General features: G+C 43.7%; 16 protein-coding genes. All 16 read right to left on the bottom strand.

Annotated elements, in window-relative coordinates; translation table 11 throughout:
- Positions 1–119: 119 nt before the first annotated feature.
- On the bottom strand, positions 120–299 hold the full coding sequence (locus ASG85_RS36425; protein ID WP_057301822.1) for a capping complex subunit for YIEGIA: 180 nt from the start codon (positions 297–299) through the stop codon (positions 120–122).
- 6 nt (positions 300–305) lie between these two features.
- A complete protein-coding gene (locus ASG85_RS36430; protein ID WP_057301823.1) occupies positions 306–1,211 on the bottom strand; it encodes a YIEGIA family protein in 906 nt (301 codons plus the stop codon).
- Complete coding sequence (locus ASG85_RS36435) at positions 1,211–1,837, bottom strand: hypothetical protein (RefSeq protein WP_060649477.1); 627 nt, start codon at positions 1,835–1,837, stop codon at positions 1,211–1,213. The genes ASG85_RS36430 and ASG85_RS36435 overlap by 1 nt, the downstream gene beginning before the upstream one ends.
- Positions 1,838–1,966: 129 nt before the next feature.
- Positions 1,967–3,025 (bottom strand): type 2 isopentenyl-diphosphate Delta-isomerase, encoded by a 1,059-nt coding sequence (gene fni / locus ASG85_RS36440; protein ID WP_060649478.1) that lies wholly within the window; start codon positions 3,023–3,025, stop codon positions 1,967–1,969.
- A 29-nt stretch (positions 3,026–3,054) separates the two neighbouring features.
- Positions 3,055–4,359, bottom strand: coding sequence for a 30S ribosomal protein S1 (rpsA, locus tag ASG85_RS36445; protein WP_057301826.1), 1,305 nt, complete (start codon positions 4,357–4,359; stop codon positions 3,055–3,057).
- A gap of 151 nt (positions 4,360–4,510) precedes the next feature.
- The gene (locus ASG85_RS36450; protein ID WP_060649479.1) at positions 4,511–5,092 is read right to left on the bottom strand and encodes a lysophospholipid acyltransferase family protein; all 582 of its coding nucleotides are present in this window, start codon (positions 5,090–5,092) and stop codon (positions 4,511–4,513) included.
- 1 nt (position 5,093) lies between these two features.
- Positions 5,094–5,777, bottom strand: a complete 684-nt coding sequence (cmk, locus tag ASG85_RS36455) for a (d)CMP kinase (protein WP_057301828.1) — start codon at positions 5,775–5,777, stop codon at positions 5,094–5,096.
- 139 nt (positions 5,778–5,916) lie between these two features.
- Entirely contained in the window at positions 5,917–6,141 is a 225-nt protein-coding gene (locus tag ASG85_RS36460; RefSeq protein ID WP_060649480.1) for a hypothetical protein, read from the bottom strand.
- A 69-nt stretch (positions 6,142–6,210) separates the two neighbouring features.
- The gene (locus ASG85_RS36465; protein ID WP_082588369.1) at positions 6,211–6,864 is read right to left on the bottom strand and encodes a flagellar brake protein; all 654 of its coding nucleotides are present in this window, start codon (positions 6,862–6,864) and stop codon (positions 6,211–6,213) included.
- A 103-nt stretch (positions 6,865–6,967) separates the two neighbouring features.
- Positions 6,968–8,341, bottom strand: coding sequence for a germination protein YpeB (ypeB, locus tag ASG85_RS36470; RefSeq protein WP_060649481.1), 1,374 nt, complete (start codon positions 8,339–8,341; stop codon positions 6,968–6,970).
- A 109-nt stretch (positions 8,342–8,450) separates the two neighbouring features.
- The gene (locus tag ASG85_RS38695) at positions 8,451–8,606 is read right to left on the bottom strand and encodes a hypothetical protein (protein ID WP_162257309.1); all 156 of its coding nucleotides are present in this window, start codon (positions 8,604–8,606) and stop codon (positions 8,451–8,453) included.
- A 69-nt stretch (positions 8,607–8,675) separates the two neighbouring features.
- Positions 8,676–9,371, bottom strand: a complete 696-nt coding sequence (gene prsW, locus ASG85_RS36475) for a glutamic-type intramembrane protease PrsW (protein WP_060649482.1) — start codon at positions 9,369–9,371, stop codon at positions 8,676–8,678.
- Positions 9,372–9,469: 98 nt separating this feature from the next.
- Complete coding sequence (locus ASG85_RS39530; RefSeq protein ID WP_235550301.1) at positions 9,470–10,099, bottom strand: DnaB-like helicase C-terminal domain-containing protein; 630 nt, start codon at positions 10,097–10,099, stop codon at positions 9,470–9,472.
- Entirely contained in the window at positions 10,081–10,971 is an 891-nt protein-coding gene (locus ASG85_RS39535; RefSeq protein ID WP_235550302.1) for a toprim domain-containing protein, read from the bottom strand. The genes ASG85_RS39530 and ASG85_RS39535 overlap by 19 nt, the downstream gene beginning before the upstream one ends.
- Positions 10,972–11,101: 130 nt before the next feature.
- Complete coding sequence (locus ASG85_RS36485; RefSeq protein ID WP_029192986.1) at positions 11,102–11,707, bottom strand: genetic competence negative regulator; 606 nt, start codon at positions 11,705–11,707, stop codon at positions 11,102–11,104.
- Between the two features lie 247 nt (positions 11,708–11,954).
- Positions 11,955–12,266 (bottom strand): hypothetical protein, encoded by a 312-nt coding sequence (locus ASG85_RS36495; protein WP_057301834.1) that lies wholly within the window; start codon positions 12,264–12,266, stop codon positions 11,955–11,957.
- Positions 12,267–12,348 lie beyond the last annotated feature (82 nt).

Consider the following 12,348-nt stretch of genomic DNA (forward strand, 5'->3'; position numbering starts at 1 on the left):
CCTTCGAATTCCATGATCAGCCATGGAAAAATACGCAACTTACATCATAACAAAAAAGACACGACTTGGCTAATCTCATTTGAGACTCCGCATGATAACAAGCGGGCACACCAGCTATTTCAGGTATGCTTGACCAAAATCATTGTGCCATTTTTCAAATCGTGGGCATTAGCATCCAAAATCTTTTCAAGAGTAAAAGAGACTCTTTCGAGCTCATCTTCCTTATCCACAACGAAGATTGGAGCACCGCCACCTATTCGTTCCTTCGTCAAGGTTACAACAGCAAGGATTTGCGACATCCCGATTTAGGCCTCCTTCTTTTTGTTTACACCCGCTTCAGACGGCATTCGAACAGCACTTTCCAACACGGGTACCCGATGAAGAGCAGTATACGTTTTCTCTACATCTTTCTCCTGTAGAAGGAGCAGTATGGCTATCGTGCCTGTATTCATATCCAGCTTTGCCATCGGACGCAAGGAAGGCTCTCCTTCATCTCGGTAAGCACCAAACAGGGTTGAAATATCATGAAGAATAGCTTGTCTTTGGCCTAAATGAGCTAGCGTTACGCGGGCATTGCGATTTTTGGGTTTAATTAAGAAACCAAGCCCGTGTTCAAGTATTTTTTCGCGGCTGTCTGCGAGTCCAACATTCATGATATAAACCGATCCGACGAACAAATCCGGTCCATCCATCCGAATATCGACGTGTTCAATGTCTGCAATTTTCGCTAGTTTGTTACCTGCTTTGAAATAGTTAGCAATCCAAATGGACACAACACCGGCAACGATTCCCCAATACCAAGCAAATAGAATACTGAATAACGAAGCAAGAAATGCTGAGAAAATAACGAGGTAATTTCTTCCTTCAAATACCATCGCTATTCCTTCAATATATGCCGCTCCCCGTGGAACTAACTCTAACTCATCAACTTTGGATAGACTTTGTCTTTCCATATTTCGCACATCTCGAAACTGTTGAGCGGCTAGCGATAAGAAAGTAACAGCCGTATAATTTTTGTCCAGTAAAGCAGGAACAGCTACTGCTCCTAGTCCTGCTGCGATGACACCAAGGGAAATATGTATAATCTTACCATGAGGATAGGTCGGATATTGCCTGTAGTCCGTTCTTAGCATATTCAAACGCGCCAGAATCCCAAAAATAACCCCTACGACGATACCAATCGTATAACGATGCGAATAGAACCAATCCATTACTTCTTCCAGCCTCCTCTTCGGTCCATCCAGCTGCGAATGATACTCCGACAGCCGTTATAAGCAGATTGAAGGATGATGGTCATCGTTCTTGCCGCAAAAACAGATAGCCACCATTGGTCTTGAAAAGTCGACTTACCGACACGATAGTAGCCATCTACCGGATGAATTCCCGCCTGATACATATCTCCAAGTAAGTAGCCAATCGAGAGTGCCGCGATCTGCTCCCATGCACTACGTTGTAACACAAGAGCAACAACAGCAAGCAATAAAGCCGTATCCCACTCCGAGTTACGAACGATAAGGATGGGGTCCATCTCAAGAAGCTGCTGCAGCAAGAAATGAAGGGAACCTAATAAAAGGCCGATCGACAGTAAATGAAGCTTATGTATGAATCCTTTTGTCTTATAGAGAATACCCAGGCTGATGAGCAGAACCCAGACATAAACGAGTCCCACTTGAACATGTTGGATCGTTACGGTAAACCTGGAAAAGACAATCCATGAGACAAAAAAAAGAAGCATGCCCTTGTGCGATATACTTCTGATGTACAGTTCCTTCCATCCGCTGGCGAATAAGATCAACGTGATACAAAGGAGAATTAGAGACAAATAGCCGGAGTTCATAATCGTACCACCCTACCATGCATAGGCGATCAGGTGGCAATGGCCACCGACCTGCCTGCGGATCTTCAGGCTTCCACTCCAACTTAACGAGGGAAGCACCGCCTGATCTATAGTATGGCAATATTTCGATTATTTACTCCGGCTGGCTCTTTCTGCATATGAAGTTAAATTAATACCTCTAGCCCTGCACCATTCTGCCGTTTCGCCGATAATGACAACTGGACAATTTCCCAATGCCTGAATCGTATTAGCGCCTAGCGCTGTCATAATTAGAATAAGTCCTTGATGAAGCTCATCAGCAAAATGGTGGAGCGCATCGACTCCCTCACTGCGTAAAACCCTCAAAAATGCGCCAGCCATGCCAACCCCTGAAGCACCAAGGGATAACGCTTTGGCCGCTTCCAAAGCGTTCGTTATACCGCCAGAGGCAATAACTCCGCCTCGCGGATAAACCGAGAGTGCCTCTAACAGGGCAATGCTGGTTGGTGTGCCCCAATCGTTCAGCCACTCCAAAGCCGATGGACGTCTGGCATTCTCAATGGCGGCGAAATTCGTGCCGCCCGAGCCGCCAACATCCAAAAAGCGGACACCGATGTCCTGCAATTGTTTGGCGTTATCCTTCAAGATACCAAAGCCAACTTCTTTTACGATGACGGGTACCTGTACATGCCGAACAATAGCTTCAATGCGGCTGAGCATGCCCACAAAGCTGCGATCCCCTTCCGGCATAATGAGCTCCTGCATGACATTCAAATGAATTTGAAGCGCATTCGCTTCAATCATATCGACGGCGCGGACCGCTTGCTCCGTAGTTGCCTCGCTGCCCAAATTCGCGAACACGATCCCTTTGGGATTTTCGCGGCGAACAACTTGATAGCTCGATGCAACCTCACTGTTTTTAATTGCTGACATCTGGGAACCAACGGCCATAGCCATGCCCTTTTCCCTTGCCAAGATGGCCAAATCGCGATTAATGCTTTCCGTCTCCTGAGCGCCGCCCGTCATTGCATTAATTAAAATCGGCGAACTCATAATGAGATCGCCGATTTCCGTAGTTAATGCTATTTGATCCGTCGAAGTCTCAGGTAGACAGTTATGCACAAGCTTGATATCCGACAGCCCTTGCTGCCGTGATTGGCCAAGCTCCAGCGCGTAATGGACATGCTCCATTTTGCGTGAGATGCGCATTCTTATGGTCCTCCTAAGCGTCGTATCATTTACTTTTTGAATTTGGAAAGTTTATCGCCAAAACGCTCGCCAAGTGTCATGGACAGACCTTGATTGCTCAAGGATACATTCTCATTACCAGCAATCTCTTTTTGGTGACTTGCGCTGTTCCCGCGGTCACGATCGCCTCTTGGTTGTCTTTCTCTGTCTGGTTTAGAAGCAGACGGAGACGCTGCACCAGCCGGAGCTTCTGGAGCTTCCTCTGTATCTTTAATGCTTAAGCTAACGCGTTTCTCAGCTGTATTGATTTCCAAGATTTTCACTTGAACTTCTTGGCCTTCTTTCAATACTTCATGCGGAGTACCAATGTGACGGTGTGCAATTTGGGAAATATGCACAAGACCTTCAACACCAGGAGCCACTTCAACGAATGCGCCGAAAGCTGCAAGACGTTTCACTGTACCTGTTACGATATCGCCTGCTTTGAATTCACGATCAACATTGGACCAAGGACCTTCTTGAGTTGCTTTGATGCTCAAGCTGATTTTATCATTGGAAGGATCAAGCTTAAGGATTTGCACTTTCACTTTATCGCCTTCTTTGACTACGTCAGAAGCTTGTTCTACATGGTGCCAAGCAAGCTCGGAGATGTGTACAAGTCCGTCGATACCACCGATATCAATAAACGCACCGAATTGTGTCAAGCGTTGAACAGTACCATCTAGTACTTGACCAACTTGAAGACCTTCGATGATTTTCTTTTTGTTAGCTTCGAATTCTTCATCTAGAACATCTTTTTGAGACAAGATCACTTTGTTTTTCTCGCGATCGATTTCTTTCACACGAAGACGCAATGTGCGGCCTTTGTAAGAGGAGAAATCTTCAACGAATTGACGCTCAACCATGGAAGCAGGTACGAAACCACGTACGCCAATATCCACAACTAGTCCGCCTTTTACAACTTCAGATACAGCAGCTTCAATGATTTCTTTGCTATCCAGCTGACCTTGCAGTGACTCCCATACTTTGCTGTTGTCAACAACACGTTTGGAAAGAACCAATGTTTCTTTCGCATCATTGATTGAAACAACTTTCAATTCAACTTCTTGTCCAAGCAATGTTGCTTCTGCGTCGGAAGAAAGCTCACGAACTGGGATAACACCATCGTATTTGTAACCGATATCCACGAAGGCTTGATCTGCGTCTACCTTAACAATTTTACCTTTAACGGTAGCGCCTTTCTTCAGCACAGCAACGTTGTTAAGAGCGTGCTCAGCTTCTGCTTGCGATACGGCTGTTTCTTGTGTTTCTTGTACTTCTTGCGTTTGATCTTCAACTTTTACTTCATCTGACATGGGATTACCCTCCTCTAATTACAACCAACAATAAATAATTTATAAGTCACAAAGCAGTATTGTAAGCTTCTACTCTGTTTCAAACAAAACAATAACTTCCATTCGCTTTAAAGATAGTATAATTCCAAGCTTTCGATTCCATACATTCTTGTTAACCTTTGCTATAAGTAGTATGTAATCGGCGAATTTCTTTCATAATAGCTTCCGTTGCCTGCTCCAAATCTTCGGAACTTGCAGCTGCATATGCACTTAGGTCAAGCGGTTTTCCATATACAATCGTCATGCTGCGGAATAAGGAATAATTGCCTATAATAGCCACCGGAACTACGGTAGCTCCAGATTTGAGTGCAAGACTGGCTGCGCCCTTCTTGCCCATACCTCCGGCGTTGTTCCGCGAACCTTCTGGGAAAACGCCCAACATGTTACCATCGCGAAGCAATTGCACCGCAAGTCGGATCGATTCTCTGCTAACGCCACCGCGTTTCACAGGGAAAGCACCGACTCTAGAAATGATTGAACCCAACACAGGGATATCAAACAGCTCGGCCTTCGCCATGAAATGAACCATACGCTTAAGCGGAGTTCCTAACAATGGCGGATCCAACAAACTTGTATGATTTCCGCAAAGCACGACTGCTCCATGTGTAGGGACATTCTCCATCCCTAATGCCCGCATACGGAAAAACAAGGTAAAAATAAAACGAAATAAGGCCCTGCCGATGCGATAAAGCATCTTATTTGCCACCTCCGACTTTGTCTTTGCAAAGCCCAAGTATTTCGTCCACAACTTCCTCAATGGTCATTGAAGTACTGTCCATTAAAACAGCATCATGAGCTCGTCTAAGCGGTGAAATCTCTCTATCTTGGTCCAGTTGATCGCGACGAGCAATGTCCTGTTCCAGTTCGGAGAGCGTTAGGGTACAAGTTCCGCTGTTTTGCATCTCTTTGAATCGACGCTCTGCTCTTTCCTTTACGCTAGCTGTCAGAAAAACTTTAATTTCAGCGTCAGGCATAACATGAGTACCGATGTCGCGGCCATCCATGACTACGCCTTTGGATATAGCCATTTGCTTCTGAAGTGTGACCAGGAGCTGGCGTATAGCTCCATAGCTAGCGATTTGGGAGACATGATCCGTTATGGCTGTCGTACGAATTTCTTTGGTCACATCGACGCCATCTACGAAAACTTGTTGTCCTTCTTCGCGAGGAATGAGCTCAATCTGCATGCGATTCGCCAAAGCAGCCACTTCTTGTTCTTGATCAGGTAGCAGCCCTTCTTGCTGTACTTTCCACGTTACTGCCCGATACATGGCGCCTGTATCCACGTAAACGAAACCAAGTGCCCCAGCAACTAGCCGCGCAATGGTACTTTTACCGGCTCCAGCAGGACCATCTATGGCAATATTGAACTTTTCCAAGCTGCTGTTCCTCCTAACAATACCTCACAGTACCTTACGAACAAAAAAGCAGGCACTGCCTGCTAATTAATTGAAATTATAGCACATTAAATAGGCATATGCAAAACTTGGACGTATATTAGATTACATTTAGATGTGCCTAAGAGCGCTCTTCCTTCCCTTTTTGAGGCCATACATAGGGCTTTCCCTCTAGTGGTTCAACACGGGTAAAATGCTTACGTATGTAAGGAATTTGCAGCATCGCTTGAACACATATAAGTAAAACGAAAAATACGAGCGTTGTCCGAATGATCACCTTCTCTACCTTCGCAGAAAAGAGGATAAACAGCTGCTCGTATGACTTATTCTCCTCATCCCTTGACATGAGATGCCCCACCTGCTCACATTGACATATTGTTTGGTAGTATGCCCATGCAGGTGAAATCTCATGCGTTTAGCGCTTACGGAAATCCATCTGTCTCTCGAAGCAAAAACGAATTAGTTTCTGACGTTCACGATCGGCTATATCCGTAAATCTAATCATAGCCAATTGCTTGCCAGACTCGAGCTGTTTAACGCGGACAACCTCGCCAGTAAACGGAATATGCTCAATATTACCATTCTTAAAGGGTGCAAGAACCCAACATGAAATAATAGCATTCATTCCGATAGGAATATGCGCCTCACAGATAAACGAGATCCCGCCACCACCGACGTCATCTGTCACGCCAATGAATTGAATTTGGTCTGACAATTTAACGGCAATTTCAAGTTCCGCTAGAACCCTAAGGAAGCTTCTGCGTTGAACTTGCGTTATGGCTTCAGGCTCGGGTTTACGCAGTTCCACTAAGCGAATCACATCTTCTCTGAAGCCTGTAACCGAAGTTGTGAAATAGTGCTTTACTCCGCCCTGACCTAAAAAGAATGTGCTTAATTCATCACCTTGATACAGCTTCTTGAGTCGGCCTGTTTTCTCATTCAGTGGGATCTCTATGGCGATCACACTATCCGTCACGTCAGCAATTCTTGACTTGTACTCAATTTTGGACTCTTCATCGTCGATGCTATTCACTTGCATATGTAATATCTGGTTGACTTTAGGAAGCAATCTCTGCACCTCCGAGACGTAATATGTCTTAATTATACCAATGACCTATTAATTATGATAGCAAAAAAAAGAAGCTAGGATTGAACCTGCTTCTTCTCAATGATTATTTCTTTGCGTCAGCTGCTGCTTCAGCCTGTTCAGGGCGAATAGTCTCAATTTTCTCTTCCATCCCATTATCACTATTCATATAAACACGATAAATATTGTTGTTCATCTTCCCGATAAATTCATGGCAAAGCACTTCTTCATCTAATTCATTTTTGATAATCGCCAAAGACTCGCCAGTCACTTCCATTTTCGGGCTAAGCTGCTTACGTGCTTCGGCTGCAGTTATTTTTGGCTGACCAACCGTTCGCTGTTTTTGACCAAATATATAGTCTGTTGCCTGCACACCTATAACTTCGAGAGTATCTAAAGCTACTTTAACACTAATTTGCTGAGGATAAATCGTGACATCCTTTTCTCGCTTAGCGAAAATAATGTTAGCGATATTCTGATACTGATCATAGCTAACTGCACTCATATCTTTGTATTCATGTTGATCCAAGAACTCATTCGCAATATCTCGCGCATGTCTTAGATCAAATTTAGATTCTTTTACGGTTCGCGGCTTCATAAAATAAATGAGCTGACCGCCTTTTTTGGTGAAATCCATCTGAATATCATTTTCACTGCCGTTTCCGCCTGGAACTACAACGCTAAAACTTTGGTATTCTGGCGCATTACTACCATTCTCAACGACTTTCATAGCGTTTGTATCACTCTGTCCCAGAAATTGCGCCGCTTTTTGTTTAATTTGATCAGCCGTCATGTCATTCCCGGACAAAGTGCTAACATCATTTTTGGAAAAAATGGTTAAATTCCCAGGTCCCCAGTTTAATTCCTCATAGGCCCCAACTTTTTTGTCAACGGTAGAAAAGCCATCAATGATCGCATTATCATGTGTTTCATTTTCAGAAGCTAAGGCGACCTCAACGTCCATCCAACGCAAGTTTTTGGACAAAACCTTCTCCTGAACACCGCGTATTTCCTTCGTTATCTCAGAGGAATGATCGTAGAGCGCGTTCAATGTTTTTATTTCTTGCTCATTTAGTGGCTGCTTCGTCATATCACGTACGGACATTCGGTATGAGAAATTAGCCATATTAGCTAAGAAATCTTCCGTTTTGTTGAATGGCAGCAGTGTTAGCGGTAGCTGCGTAATATCACTTTGCGCTTGGCTAGTCAGCCGCCATACATTCACCAGTCCCTTTCGGTAAGAAGGCTCCGAGGTTGCGTTAACAGCCAACGTATTCCCAAGCTCTGTATGGAGCTTATCCACATGGAAGGAAAGATCATGGAACGCACGTTGATATTGATTCTCTGCTTTGATCAAAATCGTATTCTTCTCCTGGTGTTCCAAATATCCCCACACTGAAGCACCAATCAAGGCAATCAAGAGGAATGGAAACATGACAATACTTAATCTTTTATACACGCGACTGCTCCTTTCGTACCCAAACTTGCGCTTAGTTTTTACGTGGGGAGACAGGTTTATACAGGAATGACAACAAAAAGAGGCCAATTCTTAAAAGAATGGCCTCACGCTAATCTTCCGTCTCTACTTCAAAGTCTTGCTCATTGCTGCAAATGCACTGACGGAATCCCGTTTCAATTTTCCCTTTTTCTTTCTTGCCTTTCAGCACAAACTTTTCGCCGCATAACCGGCAGCGGATCTTTACTTTGACTCTTGTCGTGGACATGTACACCCTCCCGGTAGTTCCGGGCTTACAGCCAGGAATTGCCATCTATACTGTCCATTATGACCTATTTTAGCTCACTTTAATCTTCTCATCTGCTGTCGCAATGCGTAACGGGGAATGAGCATTGGCACGGTCAACCCGCCAAATCGTGCGAATCCATAGAAAAGACATGACTGGAATCATGATCCAAACCCAGTTCGTTTTAAAAATAAGCAAAATATAATCAAACAATCCATGCCACAAAATAGGCAGCAGCAAGGAAATCCAAAGATACCTTTGCGCTTTGTGCGGAATGAATTTAGCCTTACCCAAATAGTACCCCATCATGACACCGAACAATGCATGCGCAGAAACTGGCAGCAGAGCGCGAATCATCAGAGCAGAGAAAGACGAGGCATTAAGGAAAGCATAAATGATATTTTCCAAAGTCGCATAACCTAAGCTTACGGCCACCGCATACACAATTCCGTCATAGGGTTCATCGAAGGCTTCATGCCTAAAGATCAAATGATAGAGGATGAACCATTTCAGAAACTCTTCAATGCCACCAGATAGGAAAAAGGCCGAGATAAACGTCCCCTTTCCAAACTCTTCAATCAACGCATTCTGCAGTACCATCGTAGGGTATACAAGCAGAACACCAAACAAGAACATTCGAATAACTAAATGAATCGGTTCCGTTTCGTATCGGTCCTTCAAATAAAAGTACGTTAGCAATGAGAGACCTGGTGCTATGGCTGCCATAATAACCGGCAGAATTTGCAAATGCAGCTCCCCCTTTTCGTTCAATACCATGTAGAACCATTAAGCGATTCCTTGCGTAATATGAACATTATAGCATTTTTAAATGACTTTTCTATGTCTTATTCAGTGAACAACGCACGATCATTATGGAAAATGAGTGGGATATTCCCTGTTGTCCCATTTCGATTCTTCTTCAAAACAAGCGATATGGACTGCTGTTGATCCTCTTCTGTTTCATTTGGCTGCATAATCATGACCACATCCGCTGAAGCTTGCACATTGTCAGGCACGTTATCTTGACCAAGTTCTAAAGCGGTAGCAGCGATAATAGGACAATTCCATTCTCTGGACCATTGTTTAAGCGTATAAGCGATAGCTGCTTGCTGCTGCTCCCAAGTTAGAGGAGTTACCCCTTTAGCTGCTGGAATACGCTGCAAATGGTCAATGAAAATCACAGGCTCTTTGCCAACAACAACCGCAATCCGTTCAATGGAAGCAGCTACTTGATCAAGCGTTGTATCCATCGTACACTCAAGCATCCAGAGCATTTTACTTATTTTCACATACTGCTTGTTAGCTTCCGCTACCTGTTCGGGGTCAACTTTGCCCCCGAGCACTTTCTGTGGTGCTATCCCAATAATCCTTGCAATACTGCGTGCCCATAATTCGAAGTTCGTCATATCCCATGATACAAAAATGACCGGATTCTGCTGAAAAGCAAGTTCATCAGCTATTTGTTTAAGCAGCATGCTCTTGCCAATGGAGCCTGAACCTGCGAATAATACAAGCCATTCCCGAAGCCGCCGAAAAGTAAATGGTCCAGCTTAGCAAAGCCAGTGCGGATACTAGCCACTTGACCGCGGAACCGCTTCATATATTCTTCTAAATAAACGGTGCTATTTTTGATATCTGGGGCTACAGGGACGAGCCTTGTTTCATCAACGGTTTGATTCACTAGTGCAAGAAAAGTTTCAATCGGATTCTGAGCTCTAATAAACAAATCGTTAATATCTCGAATGGTTTCAGGTAAATTTATAATGTACGTCTCATTGCCCTGTTCCCTTAATAATGCCTCTATTCGAGTAGAATCCCTTCTTCCGGTCTCATCATTCCCCATGCAAATATAAACCCGTTTACCAGCAAATAATGACATATGTTGTTCTTTAAACATACCGTTATCAGGTACGCAAACAGCTGGCATTTTGGCTTGAGATAACGTTAGGACATCGAAAATCCCATTGCAAAGAACAACCTCATCCGAATCTTCAAGCGCTGAGTAATTAAATAGATACTGATCTAAACCATACAAGGGTTTATATTTCGGTTCCCTATTATCTATCGAGCGTCCGATTAAGTCGACAATTTCGCCGTCGTAGTTCCGAATAGGAACAATAACTCTATGCTCGAAGTAATCACCTAGCTGGTTCTGATTAACATAGAATCCTATCTTGCCAATTTCAAAACCGATACGGTACTGTATAACCGTTTCTTCTGTTATCCCTCTTTTTTGTAAATAGAAATAAGCCTCCTCGCGGAGCTGTTTTTGGTAGTAGGCCAATAACCCGTCCAAATCAACAGCAGCCAGAGTAGGTGCCAGTCGTTTGCGATCTATGCTAGTCATCCAGGTCTCCCCCATTATCTCTTCTCTACGTTGATAAATGATCACGATTAACTAACAAAACAAGCATCCACAAAAACGATCGTTTTTGAAAATGCTTGTTTCATTCTTCATCAAAAAGTAAGGAATGGCCTTATTTGAAATGGCGGCAGAGAACTTTAACTGCATCATCTGCAATGATTGTCTTCCCATACTCTTCAAGCACAGCTTGTGTAACGGAAGCGGCTTCACCGAATTCAGATAAGACAGCAATTAAAGCCTGGTATTTCGTCTCTTCGAGGTCAACAGGCTCGAGTTGTAAAATATATTTCCCTTTGTATGAATAAAGGGTACCGCCTTCCATGAGAAGGGGATTAATTACTTTGGATACACGCACTAGGTCTTCAAAATCACGGAAAGCATAGGAGACTAAATCGCTTTGTTCAAGCGTTACTTCCATTTCATACACTTCTTCAGCTTCGTGATCGTCATATGCATCTGAGTTTGCATACAAATCAAGCTTACCTCTGGTCACAATAACAACCATTCCTTGTGCCGGAAGTGCAAACACCTCAACAGCAAGCGGGCCGGACGGGTCAAATCCGAGCTCTGAATAGGCTTGATCCATCATTTCACTAAATAATTCGTGTACTTTGGGAATTTCTCTCCACATGTCGTCCTTTTGAATACCGCGTTCAGTTAAGTCATCGAATGTTAGGAAAATCCGTATCTTATCCTGACTTAAGCGTTCTATTTTCATGATAGGATCCTCCTTTGAGCTTTCCGACAGGAAAGCTTGCATCGAAAGCATGGTCATCTTATTAAAACAGAATATGATAAAAAAACAAAAAGGTGAACCTTTGAGAACGAAAATGGACATGCATCTTGCTTTCGTTTTCACCTATCATGTTAACATTAATTGCGTGCAATTGCACGCGCAAGTTATGTATAAAAAGAAAAGCACAGCCGGCGCCTTGGGTAGGCCAGACTGTGCTTAACACTTACGTTCATTGGATAGTCGAAGAGCTTTCTTTATTTTCACGCATGATTTCATTGACAGTTGCTTTCAAATGAGGATCTTCTTTCACAATTTTTTCAACTTGATTCAGGCCATTCGAGTTTGAAGTCGAGAAGTTTTTGGCTGCCGAATTTCCAAATGATTTGTTCACAAACGAGTCCTTTGCTTTATCAACAACTTTACCCATCGATTCACTGGACGAGCTGAATGCTGAGAACAACATTGACTTACTCTTACGATTGAGATATATGACCGCCGCCGCACCGGCAATACCGCCGAGCAAAAATGTACCTATTTTCATTGGGTCTCCCTCCATGTCAAGTAGTATGAATCCTTCATAGGTTGTGCGAGTTTCTAAGAGGGCATACGTTAAGACGAGAGGA

This window comes from Paenibacillus sp. Soil724D2 (genome assembly GCF_001427935.1).
In the GTDB taxonomy this organism is placed as follows: Bacteria; Bacillota; Bacilli; order Paenibacillales; family NBRC-103111; genus Paenibacillus_E.